General features: G+C 49.3%; 26 protein-coding genes and 1 pseudogene. 10 read left to right on the top strand and 17 right to left on the bottom strand.

Features of this window, described 5'->3' with window-relative positions:
* The first annotated feature begins 10 nt into the window (after positions 1-10).
* Complete coding sequence (locus I8U18_RS00915; protein WP_033100890.1) at positions 11-385, top strand: group I truncated hemoglobin; 375 nt, start codon at positions 11-13, stop codon at positions 383-385.
* Positions 386-441: 56 nt separating this feature from the next.
* Here the strand turns inward: I8U18_RS00915 and fabF are convergent, their stop codons facing one another.
* The 3 genes from fabF to I8U18_RS00900 all read right to left on the bottom strand — a co-directional run bounded on the left by fabF (position 442) and on the right by I8U18_RS00900 (position 3,611).
* Entirely contained in the window at positions 442-1,683 is a 1,242-nt protein-coding gene (gene fabF / locus I8U18_RS00910) for a beta-ketoacyl-ACP synthase II (RefSeq protein ID WP_198064393.1), read from the bottom strand.
* 222 nt (positions 1,684-1,905) lie between these two features.
* Positions 1,906-2,382: a transcription elongation factor GreA gene (greA, locus tag I8U18_RS00905; protein ID WP_033100888.1), complete on the bottom strand. Its 477-nt coding sequence runs from the start codon at positions 2,380-2,382 to the stop codon at positions 1,906-1,908.
* A 227-nt stretch (positions 2,383-2,609) separates the two neighbouring features.
* Complete coding sequence (locus I8U18_RS00900; RefSeq protein WP_232336271.1) at positions 2,610-3,611, bottom strand: 2-hydroxyacid dehydrogenase; 1,002 nt, start codon at positions 3,609-3,611, stop codon at positions 2,610-2,612.
* Between the two features lie 188 nt (positions 3,612-3,799).
* Between I8U18_RS00900 and I8U18_RS00895 the strand changes: the two genes are divergently transcribed.
* Positions 3,800-5,215, top strand: a complete 1,416-nt coding sequence (locus tag I8U18_RS00895) for an amidase (protein ID WP_198055221.1) — start codon at positions 3,800-3,802, stop codon at positions 5,213-5,215.
* Positions 5,216-5,417: 202 nt separating this feature from the next.
* Here the strand turns inward: I8U18_RS00895 and I8U18_RS00890 are convergent, their stop codons facing one another.
* A complete protein-coding gene (locus I8U18_RS00890; protein WP_198064392.1) occupies positions 5,418-8,048 on the bottom strand; it encodes a DUF2339 domain-containing protein in 2,631 nt (876 codons plus the stop codon).
* Between the two features lie 165 nt (positions 8,049-8,213).
* On the opposite strand from I8U18_RS00890, the gene I8U18_RS00885 reads away from it, so the two are divergent.
* Positions 8,214-9,062, top strand: coding sequence for a sulfurtransferase (locus I8U18_RS00885; RefSeq protein ID WP_198055350.1), 849 nt, complete (start codon positions 8,214-8,216; stop codon positions 9,060-9,062).
* 47 nt (positions 9,063-9,109) lie between these two features.
* Here I8U18_RS00885 and I8U18_RS00880 read toward each other — a convergent pair whose 3' ends face one another.
* Entirely contained in the window at positions 9,110-10,519 is a 1,410-nt protein-coding gene (locus I8U18_RS00880) for an aldehyde dehydrogenase (protein WP_198055219.1), read from the bottom strand.
* Between the two features lie 17 nt (positions 10,520-10,536).
* On the bottom strand, positions 10,537-11,019 hold the full coding sequence (locus I8U18_RS00875; RefSeq protein WP_052154189.1) for a gamma-glutamylcyclotransferase family protein: 483 nt from the start codon (positions 11,017-11,019) through the stop codon (positions 10,537-10,539).
* A 110-nt stretch (positions 11,020-11,129) separates the two neighbouring features.
* Between I8U18_RS00875 and I8U18_RS00870 the strand changes: the two genes are divergently transcribed.
* Positions 11,130-11,456: a DUF4870 domain-containing protein gene (locus I8U18_RS00870; protein WP_033101020.1), complete on the top strand. Its 327-nt coding sequence runs from the start codon at positions 11,130-11,132 to the stop codon at positions 11,454-11,456.
* Positions 11,457-11,503: 47 nt separating this feature from the next.
* On the opposite strand, the gene I8U18_RS00865 is transcribed toward I8U18_RS00870, so the two are convergent.
* The 3 genes from I8U18_RS00865 to asd all read right to left on the bottom strand — a co-directional run bounded on the left by I8U18_RS00865 (position 11,504) and on the right by asd (position 14,330).
* A complete protein-coding gene (locus I8U18_RS00865) occupies positions 11,504-12,745 on the bottom strand; it encodes an MFS transporter (RefSeq protein ID WP_052154188.1) in 1,242 nt (413 codons plus the stop codon).
* Positions 12,746-12,862: 117 nt separating this feature from the next.
* Complete coding sequence (locus I8U18_RS00860; RefSeq protein WP_033101019.1) at positions 12,863-13,468, bottom strand: rhomboid family intramembrane serine protease; 606 nt, start codon at positions 13,466-13,468, stop codon at positions 12,863-12,865.
* Positions 13,440-14,330 (bottom strand): archaetidylserine decarboxylase, encoded by an 891-nt coding sequence (asd, locus tag I8U18_RS00855; RefSeq protein ID WP_052154187.1) that lies wholly within the window; start codon positions 14,328-14,330, stop codon positions 13,440-13,442. The genes I8U18_RS00860 and asd overlap by 29 nt, the downstream gene beginning before the upstream one ends.
* Before the next feature lie 92 nt (positions 14,331-14,422).
* Here asd and I8U18_RS18105 point away from each other — a divergent pair, with 92 nt between their 5' ends.
* Positions 14,423-14,767 (top strand): hypothetical protein, encoded by a 345-nt coding sequence (locus I8U18_RS18105; RefSeq protein WP_033101018.1) that lies wholly within the window; start codon positions 14,423-14,425, stop codon positions 14,765-14,767.
* A 300-nt stretch (positions 14,768-15,067) separates the two neighbouring features.
* Here I8U18_RS18105 and I8U18_RS00845 read toward each other — a convergent pair whose 3' ends face one another.
* Together I8U18_RS00845 and I8U18_RS00840 are read right to left on the bottom strand one after the other, a co-directional pair.
* Positions 15,068-17,041, bottom strand: coding sequence for a peptidoglycan D,D-transpeptidase FtsI family protein (locus I8U18_RS00845; RefSeq protein WP_052154186.1), 1,974 nt, complete (start codon positions 17,039-17,041; stop codon positions 15,068-15,070).
* A 156-nt stretch (positions 17,042-17,197) separates the two neighbouring features.
* Entirely contained in the window at positions 17,198-18,325 is a 1,128-nt protein-coding gene (locus I8U18_RS00840; protein ID WP_052154185.1) for a S8 family peptidase, read from the bottom strand.
* A gap of 78 nt (positions 18,326-18,403) precedes the next feature.
* On the opposite strand from I8U18_RS00840, the gene I8U18_RS00835 reads away from it, so the two are divergent.
* The gene (locus I8U18_RS00835) at positions 18,404-18,853 is read left to right on the top strand and encodes a hypothetical protein (protein WP_033101017.1); all 450 of its coding nucleotides are present in this window, start codon (positions 18,404-18,406) and stop codon (positions 18,851-18,853) included.
* Positions 18,854-18,856: 3 nt separating this feature from the next.
* Here I8U18_RS00835 and I8U18_RS00830 read toward each other — a convergent pair whose 3' ends face one another.
* From I8U18_RS00830 to I8U18_RS00815, 4 genes are all read right to left on the bottom strand, one after another.
* Entirely contained in the window at positions 18,857-19,168 is a 312-nt protein-coding gene (locus I8U18_RS00830) for a hypothetical protein (RefSeq protein WP_033101016.1), read from the bottom strand.
* Between the two features lie 124 nt (positions 19,169-19,292).
* Entirely contained in the window at positions 19,293-19,802 is a 510-nt protein-coding gene (locus I8U18_RS00825) for a hypothetical protein (protein ID WP_033101015.1), read from the bottom strand.
* Between the two features lie 60 nt (positions 19,803-19,862).
* Positions 19,863-21,425 carry an acetate--CoA ligase gene (locus I8U18_RS00820; protein WP_198055216.1) on the bottom strand — a complete coding sequence of 521 codons (1,563 nt, stop codon included), beginning with the start codon at positions 21,423-21,425 and terminating at the stop codon, positions 19,863-19,865.
* Between the two features lie 151 nt (positions 21,426-21,576).
* Positions 21,577-21,792: an alpha/beta-type small acid-soluble spore protein gene (locus tag I8U18_RS00815; RefSeq protein WP_033101013.1), complete on the bottom strand. Its 216-nt coding sequence runs from the start codon at positions 21,790-21,792 to the stop codon at positions 21,577-21,579.
* A gap of 249 nt (positions 21,793-22,041) precedes the next feature.
* Here I8U18_RS00815 and I8U18_RS00810 point away from each other — a divergent pair, with 249 nt between their 5' ends.
* The 3 genes and pseudogenes from I8U18_RS00810 to cotJC form a co-directional block, all read left to right on the top strand.
* Positions 22,042-22,296 carry a spore coat associated protein CotJA gene (locus tag I8U18_RS00810; RefSeq protein WP_198064391.1) on the top strand — a complete coding sequence of 85 codons (255 nt, stop codon included), beginning with the start codon at positions 22,042-22,044 and terminating at the stop codon, positions 22,294-22,296.
* Entirely contained in the window at positions 22,293-22,547 is a 255-nt protein-coding gene (locus tag I8U18_RS00805; protein ID WP_033101012.1) for a spore coat protein CotJB, read from the top strand. Before I8U18_RS00810 ends, I8U18_RS00805 begins: the two co-directional genes overlap by 4 nt.
* Before the next feature lie 14 nt (positions 22,548-22,561).
* Positions 22,562-22,792, top strand: a pseudogene (cotJC, locus tag I8U18_RS00800) (spore coat protein CotJC); the annotation flags it as partial.
* A 93-nt stretch (positions 22,793-22,885) separates the two neighbouring features.
* Here cotJC and bluB read toward each other — a convergent pair.
* The gene (gene bluB, locus I8U18_RS00795; RefSeq protein ID WP_033101011.1) at positions 22,886-23,560 is read right to left on the bottom strand and encodes a 5,6-dimethylbenzimidazole synthase; all 675 of its coding nucleotides are present in this window, start codon (positions 23,558-23,560) and stop codon (positions 22,886-22,888) included.
* Between the two features lie 310 nt (positions 23,561-23,870).
* A complete protein-coding gene (locus I8U18_RS00790) occupies positions 23,871-24,245 on the bottom strand; it encodes a carboxymuconolactone decarboxylase family protein (protein ID WP_198055214.1) in 375 nt (124 codons plus the stop codon).
* A 334-nt stretch (positions 24,246-24,579) separates the two neighbouring features.
* Here I8U18_RS00790 and I8U18_RS00785 point away from each other — a divergent pair, with 334 nt between their 5' ends.
* On the top strand, positions 24,580-25,251 hold the full coding sequence (locus tag I8U18_RS00785; RefSeq protein ID WP_198055213.1) for an N-acetylmuramoyl-L-alanine amidase family protein: 672 nt from the start codon (positions 24,580-24,582) through the stop codon (positions 25,249-25,251).
* Positions 25,252-25,255: the final 4 nt, after the last annotated feature.

The raw sequence follows: 25,255 nt of genomic DNA, 5'->3' as shown, positions 1-25,255 counted from the left end.
GAGGTTGCTTATGTTAAAAAGCACGAAAAGCACTTTGTATGAGAGACTGGGCGGAGAACAAACGATTGCCGCGGTGATCAATGAATTTTACAACCGCATGATCCAGGATGACCGGGTGAATCACCACTTTATCGGAGTTAATATGGAAGCGCTTCGGCGTCATCAAATTACTTACTTTATGAGTTTTGCCCTTGGCGGGCCCAAACGGTACGAAGGCAGCACACTTCGCCAATCCCATGCCGGATTGAACATCACATCCGAAGAGTACGAAATCGCGATCAAGCACTTGAACAGCTCCCTGCGCAAGTTTAACGTTCAGCTTGAGGATATCGCCAGGGTGGAAGCTTTTTTGCGCAGTGTCAAACCTCATATCATTTATAAATAGCTTTGCAGGAGAAGCTCACCGGCACAACTGGATTCCGCGATGAGCTTCTTCGTTGTTCACTCCCATTTCTTCACAATCAAACTCACATTGTGCCCGCCAAAACCAAATGAATTGCTCATGACATAACGGCATTCTTTTCGTCTGGCCACATTGGGCACATAATCGAGATCGGCCCCCTCATCCGGTTCCTCCCAGTTAATTGTCGGAGGAATCAGGCCGGTATTCAGGGTCTGAACCGAAGCGATCATCTCAACCGCTCCTCCCGCCCCCAACATATGACCGGTCATCGATTTGATCGAACTTACAGGAACACGCCCGGCGTCATCCGCGAACACCTGCTTGATCGCCTGCGTTTCAATCCAGTCATTCAGCCGGGTTCCCGTTCCATGCGCATTGATATAATCGATTTGACCGGGAGAGAGACCCGCATCTCTTAAAGCCAAACGCATCGCTCCGGCCGCCCCTTCTCCGTCCGCCCGCGGTGACGTGATGTGATAGGCATCGGTGGTCACCCCATACCCTATCAGTTCGGCCAAAATCGGCACATTCCTGCGCAAAGCATGCTCCAACTCTTCCAAAACAAGCACCCCTGCCCCTTCGCCAGCCACAAAACCGTCGCGGTTGCGATCAAAAGGCCTCGAAGCCTTGGCCGGTTCTTCATTTTTCCTGGAGAGTGCGCGAATTTTGGAAAAAGCGGCCAAACCGAGCGGCGTGATCGGTGCTTCCGTTCCTCCGGCCAGAACAATATCCGCCTCCCCATACTGGATGGCTCGCATCGCCTCCCCGATGCAACTGCTCCCGGTGGCACAGGCAGTCACCACAGCAGCAGACGGTCCCCGTGCTCCCAGCGCGATGGCAATTTCGCCGCTAGCCATGTTGGAGAGCATCGATGGAGCCAGGTAAGGGCTGAGACGATTGGGTCCCTTTTCCAATATTCTTCTGTATTCCTGCTGAATCATCGCCAATCCGCCGCTGCCCGAACCGACCATCACGCCAACGCGCTCCGCGTCCCATTTATCCTCATGTAATTGTGCACGGTGAAAAGCCTGTTTGGCGGCAATCACCGCATATTGGGAAAATAAATCCATCCTCCGGGCATCTTTGACATCAAGGTAATCCTCCGGATCATAGTCGTGGATCTCCGCAGCAATCTTCGTGGGAAAATCGCACGGATCGAATCGGGTAATCGGGCCTGCCCCGCTTTTTCCGGCGACCAGGTTTGCCCAAAAAGTATCCGGATCTTTTCCCAGCGGCGTTAAACAGCCATATCCCGTTACTACCACTCGTCTTTTAACCATCGGCCACACCTTTCCCGGAAAAACATTTGGATTCCATTGTAGTTTGCCGGAAAAGAGGAAAAATCATGCAGAAATAAAAAACCGGCCGGGATAGAGCATCACCGGAAAAGAGACTTAAGCAAGGCCGGGATGGAAGCAGGGCATCCGGAACCAGAGCGGACCAAAACCCGGTACCACATAAAAAACCCTTTGCCGGCAAGGGACAAAGGGTTAAATCAAGGCTTAATCGATTTCGATGATTTTAAATTGTATGGTACCGGAAGGTGTCGCAACATGAACGACATCATCGACACGACGCCCGATCAATTCTTTTCCAATCGGCGATTCGTTTGAAATTTTAAATTCGGACGGATTCGATTCAGCGCTTCCAACAATCGTATATGTTTCCCGATCGCCGTCGGGAAGTTCCTGAATGGTCACTTTTGAACCGACGCTCACAACATTTTTATCCAAATTGGAACCGATGATTTTCGCATTGCGAATCATATTTTCCAGCGTAATAATCCGGGATTCAATAAACGCCTGCTCTTCTTTTGCTGCATCGTACTCGGAGTTTTCGCTTAAATCACCCTGGGCGATCGCCTCTTTCAAGCGTTGTGCCACTTCATGACGTTTCGTCGTTTTGAGATGTTCCAATTCCTGCTTTAATTTCTCCAGTCCTTCTTCCGTTAACAAAACCTCTTTATTATTTTGCGACATGTAATTTACCTCCTTCAATCGACAACAGACCGCTTTGGACGGCAGGGATTTCCGCCGCCGGCACGGCTTTTTCATCCCGCGTTGTAAGCGATTACACAACACTTTCCTCGCGCAGTCACCCGTTTTTGCCCGATTCGGCAAAAAGGTTAAGCCAAAAATCAAGCTGCTGAATATATTAGCACATTTGCTTGTTTCGTCCAAGGCATTCGGAAAATTTTCCACACCTTTTATTTTCCCTGAAGACGCCGGGATCTCATTTCCCATACTTCTTCATTAACCAAATACCTTGGCTTTTTCCCTGCAAAGTAATCTGCTAGATTTTGCACCGCAAGCTCAGCCATCGCTCTTCGCGTCTCTTTCGTGGCGCTGCCAAGATGAGGGGCGAGCACAACATTGTCCAGCCGGATGAGCTCGTTGGGAACCAACGGTTCACGTTCATACACGTCCAACGCCGCGCCGGCTATTTTCTTCTCCTGCAACGCACGGATCAGTGCCTGTTCATCGACGACTGCACCGCGCGCCGTATTGATGAGAAATGCCGATTCTTTCATCTGCCCGAGTTCCCTTGCCCCGATCAGATGATAAGTGGCCGGGGTATACGGCGTATGCAAGGAAACAAAATCGGATTCCGCCAGCAAAGAATCGATATTGGCAAATTGTAACCCCAACTCCCTCTCGATTGCAAGAGGCAGACGCGTGCGTGAATAATAAAGAATATTCATGGCGAAGCCCCTGGCCCGTCGCGCGACTGCCCGGCCGATTCGCCCCATGCCGATGATGCCGAGCGTTTTTCCGGTGACTTCGGTTCCTTGCATAAACGACGGCTCCCAACCCCGCCAACGTCCCTGGCGAACCAGGCGGTCCCCTTCGGTAACTCTCCGCGCAACATCGAGCAACAGCGCCCACGTGAGATCGGCAGTGGCCTCAGTCAAAACATCCGGCGTATTGGTTACGACAATACCTCTTTTGCTGGCCGCTTCAAGATCAATATGATTGTAACCCACCCCGTAGTTACTGATGATTTGAAGCCGTGGACAAGCTTCGATCACTTTTTCCCCAATCGGGTCGGTTACGGTGCAAAGGAGCGCATCCTTCCCTTGCAGCCGCTGAATGATCTCCTCCTGTGTCCATGCTGCTTTGTTTGACACGATGTCAAGCTCAGCTTCAGTTTGCAATCGCTCCAGCATCTGCCGGTCGATTTCATGCGTAACCAACACCTGATGGTTCAATCTGGCTCCTCCTCATTTCCTTCTACGATTCTTATATAAGTATTGTTAGTAATCGTAATAATATTCGACAAAAAGGTGCGTCTTCCCTTCTGAATACCCTGTTTATTCAAAATAAAACGGAAATTTCCTCTGGCTTTCAATGTTATAATAATAGCAAAAAACCATCGCGAAACAAAGGGGGCAACAATTTGAACTCCATTTTGGATCTGGATGCAACGAGCCTGTCTGCGAAGATCAAAGCAAACCAACTCACTCCCAAGGAAGCGGCCGAAGCTTATATCAATCAAATCCGTGCCACTCATCCCGTAATCAATGCAGTGACTGAAGAGAGGTTTGCAGATGCGCTGGCTGAAGCCGAGCAGATGGCTTCCCGCCCGAAAGAAGGCAGATTGTTCGGTGTCCCCGTCAGTGTCAAAGAATGCTTTCATGTTAAAGGCACAAAAACGACCGGCGGCCTCTCTGCACGCACCCGGATCATCGACAAAGAAGATGCGGAAATCATCCGCCGCCTCAAACGCGAAGGAGCCATTATCCTCTGCAAAACAAATACGCCTTCCCTCTGTTTTTGCCAGGAAACGGATAATCTCGTATTCGGACGCACCAACAACCCCTGGAATCCCTCCTGCAGCGCGGGTGGCTCGAGCGGCGGTGAAGGTGCCCTGATCGCAGTCGGGGGAGCCGCCGTCGGAATCGGGGCGGACATAGGCGGTTCGATTCGATTTCCGGCCCATTTTAATGGTGTCGTCGGTTTCAAGTCAGGTTTCGGTCAAGTGCCTCATGAAGGAATTTTCCCACCGATTTCCCACCCTGTCCAGCAAAGTATGCTGGGAGTCGGAGCATTGGCCAAATCAGTCGATGATGCCAAGCTGATTCATGAGATTCTCTCCGGCCGGCACGTGCCCGCAGCCTCGTCCCGCTTTTCCGTCATCATCCCCGTGTTACCCGCTGCTTTCCCGATGCAGAAAGCGACTGTTGCCTGTCTGGAAAACATGGCGGCACATCTAAAAAATAACGTATCCGTCGATCACGACCCGCCTCCTTATCTGGCAGAATCGGCGCAGTGGTGGCAATGGATCATGTCCGTCGACGGTAGCAAATATTTGATTGGGGAAATCTTGGAAATGCGGATGCGCCACGTGGCGACCGAATGGCTCAAAGCAAAAGCGGGTTTGCCGCACCGCCTGCACCCTTATCTCACCTGGGCCCTGATCGCATCACGTTTGTTTAAACCAACGGCATCCACTTGGCGGAGGTTTATGGAAGCGTTTTCCCTCGCCAAAACCACGGTGCAAAACTATCTGCAATCCCGCGTGCTGATCCTGCCTGTTTACCATTCCACCGCACCCGCTCACGGTCAACAATATCGCGAGATTTTTTCTGTACGACGAACATTCCGAAAATTCCTCCCTTTCATTACCTATGCCAATACATTTGGCTTACCGTCGCTAACTCTTCCCGTCGGTGAGGATGAAAACGGAATGCCGCTCGCTGTGCAACTGATTACAGCAACCGGGCAGGAAGAGCTGCTTTTTCGGCTCGGAAAAGATTTGGAACGGACTTTCCGCGGTTACGTGCGCTGCGACCGGTATGATCCCCGCACATAAACATTGATGATCTGTAAGTCACCCCAAGCTTCACTGCCCCGACACAACGCACATGCGGAAAAGAGCGAGAAGAGCTGTATTTTTCTTCTCGCTCAGTGGTTAAACCCGCAAAAGGAGCCCGCCGGATTCCGGTGTTTCTCTTTTACTTGCGGTTCCGCGTCGCAAAGGCTGCCGCAAAATCGCCGGGCCGGGTCGTGAAGTGCTAAAACCGTTCCCTGTACCGCTGATAGAGATAAGAAACAGCAAGCAGAATGACGCCGAGCGCCATAAACGAGACAATGCGGTACAGCGTCTCAATCGAGGAGAGATCAAACAAAAAGATTTTCAGGATGGAAAGCCCGAACAGGCTGATGGCCGACCAGCGCAGCCAGGCCCATTTTCGCCAAATCCCGGTCAGCATCAACAGAAGCGAATAAAAGATCCAGGAAATGGACAGCGCGAGCTGCTTCTGATTCTCGATTTGATGTTGCAAAACCGGATTGCCGGTGTTGAGCTCCCACAAACGGTGCGCAAAAATGCCGCTGATTTCAACCGTAATTAATTCAAACAAAAGTACGACCAACAGGATCCGCGCGAGAAGCACCCAGATTCGTTTGGCCTCCAAAGCCTTCCCTTTCGATTGGTACAAATACAGACAGGCGGCGGAGATGAACAAGGCCGCAAAACGAATGTTTATCACCGGCATCCAATTGATCCGCGCCGGCAAAAACAGCCCTTGAAACATGACCGACAACACGCCCAAACCAAGACTTCCCCAGGCGAAAAACAAAATCAGTTTCTGCCGGAAACTCCTGCCGAGCCACACGCACAAAAGACTGTATCCAATCCAGCTGAGGGAGATAAAAAATCCCTTGTACCATTGGGCCCGGGTATAATCACCAAACGCCGGCGCAAAATAGTCTGATGTCCCTCCCACTTCCAATGTGACGATTTCAAACAGCAAAACCAGGAGCGCTCCCAGCAACAAAACCGGAGCCCACTTCAAGGATGGGAGCGGTTCAGCCTTCCTGCCGCGCCACAGCATGAGAATGACGCAACCGATCTCAACCAGAAAGGCGAGAAAACGCATATTGAAAACAGGAACAAAGGAAGAGAGCGGCTGATCCGCCATTCCCCAGACGGCGACGGAGACGAGCGCGAGAAACATCATGCCCCAGGAGACGGGGACCAACACGCGCACCCGCTGTCTCAGCCCGGTTTCATGAACGAGCAAACTGTATAATGCCCAGATCATATATAAGACAAAATAGCGGTTCAATTCCCAGAACCCTGTCCGGGCAGATCTGTCAAAATAAATGTTGATTTCGATCGACAGCCAGAAGAACAGCATAATGGCGCTGCCGGTATAAAAAATTTCAAACCAGGGCTCCCATCCGGGGGTGCGGCTTTTTCTGATCTGACAGGCCTGAAATGTGACCATCCCGGCCCACAGGAAATAAGAAAATGTTTCCCGGTTCCACACCGGAATCCAATGATGCAATGACAAGATTTCAGCTGTCCAGCCGAGGAGCAGCAAGGCCGCAATCCCGTAGAGCGCCGTTCCAAAATAAAAAGCTTGCTTCACTTTTTCCCTCAAAGCCAGCCAAACCAGCACAAACGACTCGATCGTCCAGACATTGGCAAGTGCCAGCCCATTCCACTTGATCATGCCGGCCAACGTAACGAGAAAAAGAAAAGTAAAACCGTAACGGTTTCGCTCTGTCTTGGAAAACTCCCGTTCCCGCCGCTTCCATTTGAGCCAGGCCAGCGGCAGCAAATAGGCCACACTGAAAAGATAGACTTTCTCTCCTGTCCATACCGCATGATGAAGCGGCAGTATAAGGAGGCCGAGAAGCATGAAAAAGGCGTTAAAGCTGGCGGTCACCAAATGGGCGGCGGGCCAGACCCCCGGCTTGCGCGCCACTGCCAGCTCGTACAGGTAAAAGATCAGCCAGAAGGCCGTTAAATATAACAGATGCCATGAATGGGAGCTTGACGTCATCAGAGCAAAACAGCAGACATAGATCGCATAAAGTGTCAGATGATATAAAATGGTCCAATTCCTTTTTTTCAAACTGATTAATACCATGCCCAGGGCGACAAACACCAGATAAGTAAACAGGCCCACTTGATTGCCAGGATCAGCTCCCAACACCGGCAGGGTGATAAAGGCCCCGATCCAACCGAGCAGGGAAATGGCCAGTGAATCATAAACGAGTGCCTGCCATAACGCCAACATGGTTACCAGCGACATGAGGAGAATCGCCATGCCGAATGACAAAAAATGATAAAAATCAAAAGCGGCATAGACGGAAGCATATAAGGTGGCAGTGCCTGCCCCGATCAGCCCCTGGGCGAAAATGGGCAACTGCTTCCGATAATAATGGCGCCCGCCTGCCAGGAGCAAAATTCCGAAGGCTCCCCCCATGAGGACGCGAACGATTTCGTTTACCCAATGATAATCAAAAGCGTACTTCACAAAAAAGACCAGGCCGATGACCAAAGCGACGGCTCCAATTCGGTTGAGCCAGCGCCCGCCGATCAGATACTCCCATTCTTTCCTGTTTCGCTTCGGACGGCTCGGCTTCTTCGCTTTTGCTTCTTTTTTCGGCACAGACTGAACCGGAACAGACGGTTTGTCCGGAACGGGAATACCCGGTTTGGCTGCGACGGGCTGGCCGGGCATCGGTTTTTCCGGTTTCGCAGCCGGTTGTGAAGCTTCGGCCGGCTCCGCTTGCGGCTTCATCTGTTTCTCAATCCGTATCACCCGTTTTTTCAGCTCGTTGACGGTGAGAAACAAATAAATCCATCCGGCCGACAGAAGAAGCAACAATAACCACATGAAAAAATTCAAGCGTTGTCTTACCCCCTTTTTCATCAACATTTATCCTATTATAATTGATTTACGAATTTTCTGGGTAAACTATTTCCTTTTCATTTGAATTTTTCCAGCCAGGGCCCGGGTATGTTGCCCGAGTGCTTTTTGTTACAATATTCAGAGGAGAGCGAAGGAGGAAAGATCATGAATTTGGTTGAGATGAGCTGGGTGCATGAACACCTGAACGACCCCCGGGTTTTGCTCGTTGATTGCCGGTTTACGCTCGGCAGTCCGGAAGCGGGAGAAAAGGCTTACCGGCAGGAGCATTTGCCGGGTGCCTTTTATCTTGATCTGGAAAAGGATCTGTCCGGCAAAATCCAACAGCACGGAGGACGCCATCCCTTGCCGGACCCCGAAGACCTGGCCAAGACTCTGAGCGCGATCGGAGTGGACGAGAACATTCATGTCATCGCCTATGATGATCAGGGAGGATGTATGGCTGCCCGCTGTTGGTGGCTTCTGACATATCTGGGCCATCCGAAGGTCAGTGTGATGAATGGCACGTTTCAGCTGTGGAAAGAACGCGGTTACCCCGTTACCGCCGAGGTTCCCTCCCCCACACCGCGCAGCTTTAAACCGCACATCATAGCGGAAATGGCTGCGGATCAGGACGAGGTAAAACAAAAAATGAACCGTCAAGATACTCTGCTGATCGACTCGCGGGAACTTAACCGCTATCTCGGTCTGGAGGAACCGATTGATCCCGTCGCCGGCCATATTCCCGGGGCCGTAAACTTCTTCTGGAAAGATGTTTTGCGTCCGGACGGGCAATGGAAAAGCAAAGAGGAACTGAAACATCATTTTTCCTCTTTGCCCAAGGATAAGGAAATGATTGTTTACTGCGGTTCCGGTGTAACAGCCACGCCCAATGTGCTCGCACTGAAAGAAGCCGGATTTACGCGGGTGAAACTCTATCCGGGGAGCTGGAGCGACTGGATTTCCCATAAAGAAAATCCGATTGCGACAGGGCCGGAAAAAGGCAACGGTTGAGGCAGCCAATGAAAACGCCAAGAAGGGGCATGATCATTGCCCCTTTTTTACTTCATCATCTTTTTCAGCAACTTCAAGCCGCTTTGGCTGAAGTGGTAACGAAACGGGAAATCGATTTTCGTCGATTGTTTTACAATGCCCTTTTGGTGCGAAAAACAATCAAAACTGAATTTGCCGTGATAGCTTCCGATTCCGCTCGGGCCCACGCCACCAAACGGCAGGTACGGCGTTGCCAGATGAACCAGTGTATCGTTAATCGCCCCTCCGCCGAACGAAACGGATTCGATCACTTTTTTCCCGGTTTCCCTGTTTTCCGTAAAGAGATATAAAGCCAGGGGTTTCGGCTTCTCACGAATCACCTGAATAACCTCGTCAATCTCCTGATATGAAAAAACAGGCAAAATCGGCCCGAAAATTTCTTCCTGCATCACCGGCATCTCCCATGTGACTTCGTCCAGCAAAGTAGGGGCGATCAGAAGTTTCTCTTCATCCTTTTGCCCGCCATAAATCACTTTCCCGTCGTTCAGGAAGCCGGACAGACGGGCAAAATGCTGCTCATTGACAATGCGCGTATAATTGGGGTTGACCAGGGGGTTTTCGCCGAAAGCACGGGAAATTTCCGTTTTCATCCGAATTATCAACGCTTCTTTCACTTTTTCATGAACATAGAGAAAATCCGGCGCGACACAGGTTTGCCCTGCGTTGATGAATTTCCCCCACACCAGCCGTCGCGCCGCCAGATCAATATGGGCGTCCTCCGTGACGATGACCGGGCTTTTTCCACCCAGTTCCAAGGTGAACGGAGTGAGCGATCGGGCCGCTTTTTCCATCACGATTTTCCCCACACGGGTACTGCCCGTAAAAAAGATATGGTCAAACGGCAGATCCAACAATGCCGAACTGGTCTCAACGCCACCTTCCACGACTGCGACGAACTCGCTCTCAAAAATGCCTGTCAGCATCTGGTTTATCACTTTGGCGGTATGCGGCGCCAGCTCGGAAGGCTTCAGCACGACACAGTTGCCGGCAGCGATGGCACCGATCAGCGGGGAAACCGTAAGTTGAAACGGGTAATTCCAAGGAGAAATGATCAGGCTGACCCCGTACGGTTCGGGACAGATATAGCTTCTGGAACCGAACAGCATCAAAGGAGTTTTGACCCGTTTCGGCTTCGTCCACGTTTTCAGATGTTTCATCACATACTTGATTTCTTCATAGATGACGCCCAATTCCGTCAAATAGGTTTCATACTCGGACTTATTCAGGTCTTTTCTCAGTGCGGTGATAATATCCGGTTCATAGCGGCGAATCGCATCACGCAAGAGGCGGAGTCGTTCATAACGAACCGGTGTCTCTCTTGTCTTCCCTTCGTGAAAAAAAGCCTTCTGTTTGGCAAGCAGCTCCCGCAAATGATCCACTGGCCGTACTCCTTCCCATTCCGAATTCTCTCCAACCATGCAAACGCAAACCGGAACTATGTTTCCTGCAAAAAATCGGAAATGCCGAATTTGCTCGACCATTCCCCCGCCAATCTCGTCCGGTAGGCGTCGCTGAGAAAGCGGGACGCTCCGTTGTAAATCAGCTGCAAATATTCTTTGCTCGGCTTGATCTCTTCCTGTTCTTTGTTCACAATCGTATAGGTCATTGCGCGAACCAGCTGCTCCTGAAAGCAAACGTGGACATCCATTCGCTTATATTTGCCGCTCGGAACCCCCTCCCGCTCATCCAACGGTTCCAATGCTTCAGGCGTGATCCGATATAAGACGCCTTCCACCTCTTCGCCCGGCGCAAAAACCAGATCGGCCACCCCTCCATTCCGTTTCTTGCTGAATGCACTAAAGACCAGCTGATAATCCTTCAGGACTGCTGCTCCCGCCACTTCATAATGATCCTTTCCGACCGTTTGGGCAAAGCTCTGCTCGTCCATGCACGAACCATAGGCAAAGTAATAAATCACCTGAATTCCTCCCTTGTAAAACAAACCATCATCGTTTAAATTTAAGAGAAGATTAAAAGGCGAACCCTATATTTTGAATTTTAATTCATTTCATCCGAAAGGTGAATCAAATGGTTACAACGGAAGATAAAATTTTTGCGGTTTTATGCCATGCCAGCCTTTTCTTCTTTCCTTTTCTGCTTCCTGTCATCTTGATGATGGCGAAAAAAAATTCGCCTTTTGTGCAGCACCACGCCAAAGAAGCGTTCGCTTTTCATCTGTTCTCACTGGTCGCCGTGGCGGTGAGCGCGGTTCTGACGCTGGTGCTGATCGGATTTTTGCTGATTCCCCTCATCTCGCTCTTTGCCTTCTGCGCAACCATCATGGCCGTCATTCGCACGATCGGCGGGCAACTTTACCACTACCCCGTCACAAGCGGAATCGTGCATCGCCATTAGAAAAAAGCGGGCATTCCCAAATGGGTGCCCGCATGCTTCCACCGCCTTCAGGGACGGCCGGCAACCTTCTTTACCATTTCCCCCGTTCCGACAGGTACATGCCGGATGGCCAGCCAGGCCAACAATTGCGTAAATCCGATGATCAGCACAAACCAGCGAATCTGAAAAAGATTGGGGAAGGTACTCATCCACCAGATAAAAAAGAGAATCCCCGTGATCCGGCCAAGATTCAGGGCCAATTCCCGTGAAACCACACATTCAATCCGCCGCCGCGCCGCTCTCTCCGTGGCACCGATCACATCAAAGACGGAGGCCATGAGCGGAGCCGCATAAAAAGGATAGAAAAAGGCAGCGCCGACCCCCAAAATCCACAGGGATCCACTGCTGAGAGAGACGACGAGGGGAAGGATGAGAATCCCCATCATCGCCGCCCCGATCAGGAGAAAACGGTAACGAAGGGCCGGTTTCATATAACGGCTGACAATAAAAAATCCAAGACAGGAAACCGCCGATTGTACCGTAAAAAAACCGCCCAATTCCCATTCATTTTTCGTCACCACAAAAACGAGCAAACTGATCAAAAAGGTGAAAATGCCTTCGCGCAACCCTTGCGCCGCCATGGCCAAACTCACCCAGTACCAATTGCTGCCCCGCGTCCCGGCCAGTTTCAGAACGGGAAGCAACTGATACTCCCCGCGGGTGCGGCGGGATTTAAAAAAAAAGCTGACCATCACGGCACTGATGAAGATGGCTAGCGAAACCGCAAAAATGATGCGGTAACCCGCAAACTTCCCCATATGGCTGATGATGTAACCGGAAATAAACGGGGCCACGATCCCGGCAACCGATGTGAGAAAACCATTGACTCCGTTAAACACATCCCGATTCTTCCGGTCGGTGATTTCAAAATAGAGAACATTAAACGCCAGCCAGAAAAACCCCGATCCCACTCCCATCAGAATTCCCAGCCAGAATATATAATCGACGGCTTTCGTGCCCAACCATAAGACAGACAGATAAAAAACTGACAAACCGGCTACTCCCAAGCGAATTGCAATCACCCGCTCGATATGCTTGGTCATCCAGCCGGCCAACACAAAAGTGGTAGCGGCTGAGCCATAATGAATGGTATTGAACCAACTGATCAGAATCCAGTCGTTTTTTAGTTTCCATAAATAAATATTGACAAACGAACTGGACAGAGCGGATGCGATGGCAAACAGACCACTCATGAGCAAAAGCAACCAAGCTTCCCGATCAAGCCGGTCAGTTCTACCAAAGATGTGCATTGTCTCTCACCAGTCTTAGCTTAACCAAGAACTCTCCTGCACCATGCACTTTTTTTGTAAAAGCGGATGACGGCCAGGCATGTCCGGTTTTCACCACCATCATGCCGGCCGTCTTTTTTACTGCTCGGAATCTTGATTTTCTTTCATCTGCTTATATTGAATAAAGATCGCGGCAAACACAAACCCGCTTAAAAGGGCGAGGATATGGGCAAACAGAAAATGATAATCGAAGACCAGATTGATGATCAAGATGACGAGCAATCCCCTGCCGAGGAGCGGATGAATCATCCCGCGGATATACAAAAAAAGATAAACACCGACAAGGCCGTATATCGATTCAAAAGCGCCGGTGTAAACCCCTTCGGTTCCCATCAGATAAACGCCCAGATTTCCAAAGAAACCCGTCACCAAAAAAAGAAACAAGAAGGGCAGCTTTCCAAAAAACCATTCCAACTGCGGAGCCAATATGTATATGGAGAGCGCAACCACGAACAACTGCATGAAATCCACATGAACAAACAGTGAAAAAATTAACCGCCAATATTCCCCTTCATCAATCCGCCAACCGACAAAAGCCCCGTATCGTCCCCAGGTCGAGGGATCGTTCGCTTTTCCTGACAGGAGGATCATGACAAAAACAATGGTTTGAACAAGGATGATGCTGGTCACAACGGGGAAAACCTGCGGAAAGCGCTTAAGGGGAATCAACGTGTGGCGAAGCATCCCGGTCGTCCTCCTTTTTTTTGACCGCTTCTGCAATGGCCTGTCCCATCTTTAATTTGATTCCCGGCTCAGGCGAAATCATCCATTTGATGCTCTTTGGTTCAAACAGCAGAATGACGGTGGAGCCAAATTCAAACCGGCCCAATTCCGCTCCTTTGTCCAGCACTTGCGGTGACTGATAACACTTGTGGAAAGCCGCGCACTTGCAATCGGGGTTGGTGACGATATTGTCATCATATTCCACCTTGATGCTGCCGACGTTGGTTGCGCCAACCTTGACAAGCGCCATCCAGCCGAATTGGGTTTCTATGTAAGAAACGATTCGTTCATTGATCGTAAACAGACCCGGAAACAGGTTGACTCCTGTTTCATTCACCGGATATAATTCCCCCGGAATATAGGAGCATTCACGAATGACACCTTCAACCGGCATATGAATCCGGTGGTAATCGCGCGGACTTAAATAGATGGTAAGAAACTGTCCCCCTTGCAATTTGCGGACGAAGGAAGGGTGATCATTCAAAAGCTGATCAAGCGAATAGTCTACCCCTTTCGCCTGAATCAGAGTGCCTTTCTCAATCTGCCCGGCCTGGGAAACGGTTCCGTCAACAGGGCTCACGATCACGTCATCCCCTGCGGCAATCGGCCTGGCTTCAGGTGTCAGTTCCCTGACAAAAAAATCAAGCAGGTTTTGGAATTCATGCAACGGTTTGCGAACCGGCTCGAGATCAATATCAAAATAACGGATGTAGACAGGTATGAGATGGCGGCTGAGCGGATGCCGGGCAAACTTCCCCATCAGCCGGGATATTGCTTTTTTCGGTAAGCACCGCCAAAACATCGTTGATACCGTTTGCTTCATAAAAGCCTCCTTTGGTTTTGATGAGCTTGGCAAAAAAAGGGAGAAATAAATCACCTGCCCCCGGGCACTCTATCTAACAGGAGGTGATACGAATGGATCAACAAAGCAAAACCAATGCACAACAAGTTCGTGCCCAAAACCAGGCATCCAAACAAAGCCCGGGTGGATATCAAAGCTATAAAAATGAGTTTGCTTCCGCTGCCGGTACGAGCGCAAGTGCTGCAGGTGCTGCAAACAAAGGTTTCCAAAATGAGTTTGCTTCCGCTGCCGGAGCAAGCGCAAGCGCTGCAAACAAAGGTTTCCAAAACGAATTCGCTTCCGCTGCCGGACAAAACACCAAAGCAGCTGCTTACAAAAACGAATTCGCTTCCGAAACTAGCGCACAACAAGTTCGCCAACAAAACAGCCAATCCATGGCTCAAAAAAACAAACAATAATTGCGTATCACTTCTTTACAGATAAGTCCCATCTGCTCAGGTAGATGGGACTTATTTCTGCTTGTTGGCACCGTTCCATTTGCTCTTTTTGACACGAATGCAAGTATCTCTGCGGCAAATAAACACCGCGTATTTTCCGTCTTTGCTCCGAAATTGCCGGTTGTTCCTCAATTTAAAAGCCCATCCGTTTCATTTCTCCCAGGTTGACCAAAGCAAATGTGTCAATCGACATTCATCACCGTTAAAAAGTAAGTCCCGAACGGGGAAACAGGCGAAGTCTCTTCTTCCCATACACCCCGCTTATTTTTTCATAAATTGTTCGTAATAGGAAGTGATCAGATACTTGGCGATCGGTCCGGCTGCAGTGGCTCCGTATCCGCCTTCCGGGACAACAACCGCCACCGCGATTTTCGGATCCTTTGCCGGAGCAAAAGCGATGAAGACCGAGTTGTTCACTCTTCCTCTGCCGGGAATGTCCTGCTCTGAAGTTCCCGTTTTGGCGGCAACTTCAAACGGCAGATCATCAAACAATCCGGCAGCCGTACCTCCGGCATGCGTGACATCCATCATCCCTTTTAAGACGGTATTGTAATCCTCCGGCTTGATGTTAACCTTATTCAACACCTTCGGTTTGATCACTTTCTCTTCATGGGTATTGGGGTTGACAATTTTATCCACCAGCTGAGGCTGAAGCCGCTCTCCTTTATTCGCCAGGGTTGCCGTATATTGGGCCAACTGCATCGTCGTATAGCGCTGGGCTTGACCAAATGAAGCCAAAGCCATCGCGCCCAAACCCGAATATTTTTTGGCCGTGAGCAGGTAGTCTTCCGAACCGTCCTGCTCTCCTGGGAGAGGAACACCTGTTTTAACCCCCAAGCCAAATTGATGTGTAAAGTTGCGAAACTCCTGAATCACCTTCATTCCATCCCGTTTGTACCACCGGGTTCCCAACCAGGCCATAAAGGTATTTGAGGATTTTTGCAACGCTTTTTCCGGTGTGAGATATCCGTAATCGTGGCCGCCCGAATTATGAATCGGCGGCGTCGCCTTAGCGTAATAAAATGAAACGGCATCCCGCCATACGGTTTCCGGGGAAATCAATCCCTTCGACAGCCCCATCAGCACCATCAGCGGTTTAAAGGTTGAACCCAAAGGAAGAACCGATAACGGATGTTTGGCATACTCTTTATCCGGATGACTGGAATTACGCGCATCATACGGTGCCTCGCGGATAGTGCCATTCCGGATCACATAGCTGAGATTGCGGTAATCTTTTTCCGTTACCCGATCATTCCATATGTTGGGGTCGTAATCAGGGTAACTGACCATGGCGCGGATTTTCCCGGTCTTGACTTCCATTGCGACAGCGTAGGCATTTTTGGCGTACGGAGCCCGGTTTGAACCACCAGACGTTTGCAGTTTCTTCAGTTGGTCGGCGATGAACTTCTCCGCCCCCAGTTGCATTTTCTCATCCAGGGTCAGATAAAGATTGTCTCCCGGCTTCGGTTCTACCTCTTTCAGCACATCGACCAGTTTGCCGGTCGAATTGACCCGGACCAGACGATAGCCGTTTTGCCCGCGCAATACATCTTGGTAACTGTACTCCAGACCGTCTACCCCGACCTGTTCCCAGTCCACATACCCGCCTTGATTTGACTTGCCATCCGCTTGTTTGTATTTGTCCATCGTTTCTTTCGCGCCGGCGTAGGGGCGTACATACCCGATCGTCTGTACAGCAAAGGTATCGTTTCGGTATTGGCGAAGCGGCTCGGTGAAGATATTGACTCCGGGGAACAGATCCGGATTCTCCGAGATTTTGACCACCTCTTCGGAAGTGAGCCGGTCCTTGATTTTTTTCGGATAATACGGCGGCTGTTTCCGCATCACATGCTTGCCGTGAGCATCCCGGCCGATATCCATTGCACTTAAGACATCGGCGAGCGGCATGTGCAGCGTTTGGGCCAGATGTTTCGCCGTGGCCATTTTTTCTTCGGGGCTGCTGTCCGGTTCCAGATAAATGGCGGAATAGAGCGACTGGTTTCCGACCAGAAGCTTGCCTGACCGGTCATACATTTTTCCCCGCGGAGCCACGATGGGAATCTGTTTGAAGTTATTTTCCACAGCCAACTGGTTGTACTTTTCTCCTGACCCGAGTTGAATCCAGCTCAGGCGCAGGGTAAGGATGACAAAAAGCAAGACGACGATCAACCATAAACTTTGCAAGCGCTGTGAAAACAGCCCATTTAAAGCTGATCTTTGCTTTAATTTCTTCATTGCAATGATCAACCCTTTATTTGTCTAATGCTTAATTTAGATACGAGTATTAGTTTATCACAAAAAATGCCGGGACAGAGAAGCGGTTTTCCAACCTTCTTTGACGATAATGTCCCGCAGTCACATATGGTGCAGGCTGCGGGACAAACGAATTTTTCAGCTCCAGAATTTCCGGTAAAACTTTATGGCCTGATATGAGTTGATCACACCGATGCCGATTTTTCCCGATTTGATTGAAGTTTGTGTCAGAATGTAGCGGATCTGTTCCGGATTCAGCGATGGATTGAGATGATATAAAAGTGCGATCGTTCCGGTAACATGCGGAACTGCCATTGACGTTCCACTCATTTCCCGTTTGGAATTGTTTAACCAGGCAGAGGGAATTCGATCTCCAGGAGCAGCGAGGTCAACCCCTTTGCCGTAATTGCTGAAAAAAGAGAGATTTCCGTCTTTTGAGACAGAAGTGACCGCAATCGTCTCCGGATAGCGCGCCGGGAAATCAATTTTCGCCGTCAATCCTTGGTTTCCGGTTGCGGCCACCATGATAATCCCTTTACGATGGGCAATTTGTATTGCTTGTTTCAGTGATTCGCTTAATTTGTCCATGCCGAAACTCATGTTGATGATTTGCATTTTATTTTCAATGCACCAGTTGATCGCGCTCAACAGATCGGACAAATTGGCACTTCCCTTGCGGTTGAACGCTTTGACCGCGTACAGATGCGTGCGCGGGGCCACGCCCACAATTCCTGTTTCCGCCATTCTGCCGGCGATGATCCCCGCCACATGGGTGCCATGGCCATTATAGTCTGTCGGGGAAAAATGCGGGGATAAAATATTGATTCCCCCCTTGTAGTTATCGCGGATTGCCGGATGATCGGCAGCAATTCCCGTGTCGATAACCGCTACTCGCACCCCGCGCCCCCGGCTGATCGGCCAAACCTTCGGGGCATCAACCATGGCTACCCCCCAGGGAATCTTTTGTTCATAGGGGGGAGTGACCGTCCCCACAATCGGTTCGGTTATGGTTATGCGAATATCCTGTTCTGTATACTCCACCGCCGGATGTCCATCCATCACATGCGAAGCGGAAGGCGTAAAATATTCACCGATGACGATCCCCAAATGAGTGAGAAAACGAATCGGCCGTATCCCTGACCGTTTCATATCCTCCACATAACGATCGAGCTGGGTTCCGTCCCGGAGATAAAAAATTTTTCGAACCCGCCGTCTCCGATGTATTGCTTGATCTGATGAAGGGAGCAGCCATTTTGGATTAGACATCGCTTTTCACTCCCATCTTCACTCATTGCCCAAAAAGTGAATATATTTTTTAACAGGCGGAAAGGGAGGTGGCATGAGATGGATAAAAAGAAGGAAATCCCCCCGTTGCCTGAAGAGCTCCTCAATCTGATCGCTGGCGATGATCCCGCCGATTATTGGACGCAAATCCACAAATGGGTGGGCAACCTTTCCAAAACGACAATGAACGTGGAAGAGATCTTGCATGCACTCCATTCTTTAAACACGGCGCTAAGTGACAAAGGTGCCTTCATGAAGATGATCCAATCTTTGGCGAATCTGAATCGGACACAGACGCAAAAAAGCACCAATTCTCAGGGAGGAAACGCCGGTTCAAACAAAAACAACGTTACGAAAACTCCGGCTAAACAAGGGCAAAACAGTAATGACAACAAGATGGAAAGCGGGCAAAACCTGACGGGGGACAGTCTCTACGATATTTTCAATTCCCCGGCGATGAGGGAAATTGTCAGAGAAGTGATGAAACAAAAAGGAAAGAAGAAGTGGTAAAAATTATTTTTTCTTGTTGTTTTTCTTGGTGGCCTTCCGGATCTCTGCCGGAACATTTAATTGAAATTCCTGAAATAATGCAGATGCTCCGTCCGGCGAACTGAGACGTTCAAGAATATGCTGCATGAATTCATCCGAGATCGGTAAACCCAGCAACTGGCGCATATACTCAAACAGACCATTCATCCCCTGTTTCTGCACGCTCTTTTTTGCATTAAACAAAATTTGATCCAGTTTCTTTTCGGTCATGACTTCGGAACCCGTCAAGGTATTGATCCAATCGGCAAACTCTTTTTTTGAAGGACGTGTAGCCAACTTGCTTCCCTCCCATCCCAGCGCACGTTTATCTTAGTAGTATGAAATGCGCAGCAACATTCACACGTTATTCACCCATGCAAATAAAAAAAGGGCAGAAACCCTGTCGGCTTCTACCCTTTTTTTATTCACACCCGCATTCTCTTGAACAGCCGGTCATCGTAAAATCGACATCCCGTCCGATGTCAATCACCTGCTGCCAAAATTCGGCCACGCAGGCAAGAGGCTGGCTGACCCCGTTGGCATCAGCGAAAAAATAACTTGTTTCCCTGTCCTCACCGTCTTCCAAAAAGGTGACATAAAGCACGCGGTAACCTGTGCGTCCCTTTTTCTCATCGATGATGTCGAAGTGGGCTTCCTGGCTTAACAGCAGCTGATCAAAAGGATGTTCCTCCATCCCTTCTCCCTGTTCGGAGCGGTAACGGAAACGGCAGCGGTCTCCATCCTCATTGATCACCGCTTCCTCCAAAGTGCCGTATACATAAATTTCGCTTTGTTCCAAATCAATTTTTCCAAACAGCAGCTCACGGTACTCCTGTTGGTACTCGTGAATCAGGCGTTCCAGTTCACTTCCGGTCATCTCCCGGGCCGAACAGGCAAAGTTGATATTGCTGCCGTGTGTAAACACTTTCATGTCTTTTTCTCCTTTTAAAGTCCAAGTCCCACTTATTATATCGAACTTTCAGATTTCCCATCAAGCCCCGGCATTCTTTCTCTGTTTCTCCAGTTCCCGCAACTCCACCCTGCGGATTTTTCCGCTTGTCGTTTTGGGCAGCGAGTCGACAAATTCGATTTCCCGCGGGTATTTATAAGGAGCGGTCACCGTTTTTACATGGTTCTGCAAGGTTTTGACCAATTCTTCCCCCGGTTCCACATTTTCCTTCAGAATGACAAACGCTTTTACAATGGAGCCGCGCACGGGATCAGGGCTGGCAACGACGGCGCACTCTTTCACGGCCGGATGTTTGACCAGCGCATCTTCCACTTCAAACGGCCCAATCGTGTAGCCGCTGCTGATAATAATATCATCGGCCCTTCCTTCAAACCAGAAATAACCTTCCTCATCTTTTCGCGCCCGGTCGCCGGTGATATACCAATCCCCGATGAATGCCGCTTCTGTGCGCTCGGGATCCCGGTAATACCCTTTAAACAACGCCGGGGAAGAACGATGCACGGCGATATGCCCCACTTCTCCCGCCTTTACTTCCTCGCCCTGATCATTGATGATTGACACGCGGTTTCCCGGAGTCGGTTTTCCCATCGATCCCAGTTTCGGGGGAATATCTTTCAATGTCGCGATGAGCAATGTATTTTCCGTCTGCCCGTATCCATCACGCACCCGTATACCGAAAACTTTTTCAAATGTGTCAATCACTTCCCGGTTTAAAGGTTCCCCTGCGCTGACGGCAACCCGCAGATGCGAGAGATCAAACCTTTCCAGCTTTTCCGTTTTCGCCATCATGCGATATTCTGTCGGCGTGCAGCAGAGTACATTCACCTTTTGATCCTGCAATAACCGGAGATATTTTTCCGGATGAAACGCTCCTTGATACACAAAAGCGGTCGCCCCCGCCCCCAGCGTCGAGACGAACGGGCTCCAAATCCACTTGGCCCAGCCCGGCCCGGCAGTGGCCCAAACAATATCCCCTTGGTGAAGATCAAGCCAGGATCCGGTCGCTGTCTGCTGGTGGGCGATCGCCCAGCTATGGTGGTGAATCACTCCTTTTGGTCCCCCTGTCGTGCCGGAAGTATAGGAAATGAAAGCGATATCATCCGGGCGCGTCTGCGGCAGCCGGATTTCGGAATCGCCTTGCAAACCGCTTAAGGAAATCCAATCTTTATGCGCCTGCCCGCGCACATACCGCTTAAAGGACAAACCAGTATCTGACGCAGCTTCATCAACTCTCTCCGTCAAGCTTTCATCGGCGATGACCGCTTTCACTTCAGCATGCTTCATCCGATACGCAATATCACCGGCCCTGAGCATTTCGGATCCGGGCAAAATCACCAAACCTGCTTTGAGACAAGCGAGATAGGCGATATACGCTTCGGGTACCCTCGGCAACAAAATATGAACCCGGTCGCCTTTGACCAATCCTTCCTTTATAAATGCAGATGCCAATTCATCTGACTTTTCTTTCAATTCCTGATATGTAACGATTCGCTTGTCCCCATTTTCATTCATCCAGCGAATGGCCACCCGGTCTTTGTCAGCATGCCGGTCAATATCATTTGCAATGTTATAAAATTCTGTCATCCTTACCCCTCCCGAGTAATAAAAATCTGTGATCATGACATCGAACAATCAAAATTATTCTATTAAAAAACCAAAAATCCCTTCTTGCAGCAAAATAATTGCGGTGACCGGGCCGGCCACCGCATTCAGAAACCAGCTTATTCAATTGAGATTAACCAACGAAGCCTCCGCCAAGTTGTTGCTCAGCCATCGAAACGAGGCGTTTGGTGATTTCTCCCCCGACAGAACCGTTGGCGCGGGAAGTGGTATCAGGACCAAGTTGAACACCAAACTCTTGAGCAATCTCAAATTTCATTTGATCAAGAGCTTGAGCAGCACCAGCGACCAGCAATTGGTTGGAACTACGGCTGCGAGATTGTTGTGCCATGTGTTTTCACCTCCTTGGCTTTGTTGTTCTTATCATGCGTTTTTTGCTTCAATCAATACGTAGGAAAAATTGGATAAGATGGAGGAATTGCACCAGAAGGCCATCATTTGAAGGTGCTCCGCAAACGCTTTGCAAAAAAAGAAATCGAAGGCAATGGGTCAATTGAAACACAACCATTACGAATAAAATGCAATGTAAATCATATATTTTTGTAAGAAACTTTTCATATCGCCAGAAAGGTGGGTCGGAATGAGCAAATTCAGGCGCATTCCAAATCCTTTTACTCATCAGGAACGAGTGTGGTTCCCCTATGTCAGTCCCGATGACCCTTGTATCCCGATACGTAAAAAAAGGTATGTCGTACCTCCAAATCTGTTTCTAGGTTTCCAACCACCCTGCCTTCCCCAATTCCCTCCAAGTGAAGCACTCATCCACGGAACCCTATGGCCGATTCTGTACAGCCCCTACCATAAACCAAAATGGCAAAAAGGTGATGATTCATGAACCAAAAACACCAGCGTGAACTGCTGCGGCAGTTACAGGAGATCGATTTTGTTCTGGTGGAACTGAATCTTTATCTCGATACGCATCCCAGCGATCTGGAAGCATTGCAGCAATTCAACTGGTACGTGAACGAACGGAAAAAAATAGCACGTACATATGAAGAACACTACGGACCTCTGCGCAACTTCGGCCAAAGCATGAATCAGTATCCCAACGGCTGGAATGAAGGTCCCTGGCCCTGGGAAATCTAAGGAGGCTGATTTTTGTGTGGATCTACGAAAAAAAGCTGCAATATCCGGTTCGCGTTAGCAAATGCAATCCCCAACTGGCCAAGTACCTCATTGAACAGTACGGAGGGGCAGACGGAGAACTCTCAGCCGCCCTTCGTTACTTGAACCAACGCTATACCCTGCCTGACAAGGTGAAAGGGCTGTTGACCGACATCGGCACAGAAGAGTTTGCTCATTTGGAAATGATCGCCACCATGGTTTATAAATGAACGTATGCATTATGGATACCTTTGAAAACGCTTGTTTTTCCGCACACGGGGAAAAAATGCACAGACATCCGACATGTCATTCTGATCGCCTCAATCCAGATGGAACGATTTCAATTCCTGCCCCCACTGATTTTCATAGATCAATGACTTCAAATCCATCCGCGACTTCCAACCCAATTCTTCCAGCATCGGCTTTTCACGAAATTCCACCGGATATCCGATGCACAGATAGGCCACCAGCCTGATTCCCGGAGGAAGCCCTAAAATTTCTTCGACTCTCTCACGGTTGAGAATGCTGACCCAGCCAACGCCGACGCCTTCCACCCTCGCAGCCAGCCACATGTTTTGAATTGCCAAACAGGTGCTGAACAAATCGGTTTCCGGCATGGGCCCCCGCCCCAAAACAAACGGGGCATCCCGGTTTCGGTCACAAGTGACGGCCAGATTGACAGGCGCCTCCATGATTCCTTCCAGCTTCAAACGGCTGTACAATTCTTTTCGATCTGTTTCGGAAATCTGTTTAAGCTGATCAGCGTTCATCTCTTCAAATGAACTCTTAATCTGTTCGCGAATCTCTTTTGAATGAACCAGGATAAAATTCCACGGTTGCATAAACCCGACGGAGGGGGCATGATGGGCTGCTTGCAAAATCCGCAGGAGCACCCTTTCCGGAACCGGGCGGCCCGAAAAGTGGCGAATATCCCGCCGGGCACGAATCACCCGATAAACAACTTCCTGCTCCGCTTTGGAAAAAGTATCGCTCAAGAAAACGCCTCCCCATCCAAAACTGGTAATGACCGACAAACCCGACTTTCTTGCAGAATACATTAAGCGGCATTAATGTCTCGGTTTTCATGAACACCTGCATTCCGGACATGTCCAATCCATCACCTGTTGCCAATTTTACAACGAACATTAGATAGATTCAAAAAAGGCGCAAAGCTCGCACCATAAGTGGAAAGCCCGGAAAACTTTGCGATAAATCGAACCATCCCGGGCTTTTTAGCTTGTATCCCTTATACGTTCTCCTTATTGGACAGGATGGCGGCAAAAGCAGTGCTTTCTCCCCAGCCGCTTAATGCACTCCTTGATTGAACTCATTGAGGCATTTTTGCAAAAGGGTGACTCCTTGGCTCATCACTGCCCCTCCACCGATGGCAGCCGCCACGCCAACCGCTTCCAATATTTCCTTTTCCGTGCATCCTTGATCGATGCACCCTTTGGAATGGTAAACCATGCAGTACTCATCCTGAGCATGGAGACTGATGGCCAATGCGATAAGATGCTTGTATTTCAGGGGAATTTCCCCCTCCTGAAAACAATGCGACGTAAATTCATTGTAAGCCCGTACAAGATCCGGCATCTTTCCCGCGAATTTGCCAAGCCCTTCCTTATAATGGATTAAATGCTGTTGAACCGAATCATGTTGAAATGTTGATTGGGCATCCATGATCTTCACTTCCTTCGCTTTGGTATCCTTATTTAATGTGAGAAATTAACCCTCTTTTTATCCTTTGAATTGGTCAGGACAGTACCGGACCATTATTCTTTTTCGGCATGGAAAACAAACTGTGCAAATACCAAAAAACCTGCCTTTTGTTATAAAACAATTATGAAATTACCAGGAACAGCGTTGTACATTCGCGCAATCCAGTCCCCGTTTGTTGGGGTATAATAAAAGAAAGAAAGAATAAACCAAATTTTTTTAATATTTTTTATGGCAGATTGGTAAAACAAAGAATCTTAATTAAATTTTGCGGGAGGTAGAGCGGATGGGCGCATATGTGGTGATTGATCCCGGCCACGGCGGTAAGGATAGCGGGGCCACAGGCTTTGGTTTAAATGAAAAAGACGTCGTTTTGGAGCTATCAAAAAAAATCAATGACCATTTCGGAAAGTATCAGGATGTAACGGTATCTTTAACCAGGTGGGATGACCGTTTCATAGAATTGAACGAACGAGCGGATTTTGCCAATAAACGCAATTGTGATCTGTTTATCTCGATCCACAATAACTCAGCCAGTCCATCAGCCAATGGCTTTGAATCTTATATTCATCCGAACGCCTCCAGTTCAACAGTGCGTTACCAAGACGAGATCCATAAACATATCATGCAGTATCTGACCCAATATCAAATTCATGATCGAGGCAAAAAACAGGCCAATTTTGCTGTATTGAGAGAAACATCGATGCCCGCCATCCTGCTTGAAAACTTATTTATATCCAATCAAAGAGAAAACGAATTGCTCCGGGACTCCTCATTTTTGGATGGTTTAGCAAATGCCATTGTTGAGGGTGTCGCTTCAGTATTTCAATTGAGAAAAAAACCGGCGATGTACCGGATTACCGTGGATGGCCAAGCTGTTTATGATACAGCCTATGAATCCAAGATCGTTGATGCCGTATTGGAAGCAGTTCGCAAACATGCACAAGAGATCCAGTTGAAAAAGCTGTAAAAAC

The sequence above is a fragment of the Thermoactinomyces sp. CICC 10522 genome (assembly GCF_016055075.1).
Lineage (GTDB): Bacteria > Bacillota > Bacilli > Thermoactinomycetales > Thermoactinomycetaceae > Thermoactinomyces_A > Thermoactinomyces_A daqus.
This window is presented reverse-complemented; position numbering and strand designations above follow the sequence as displayed.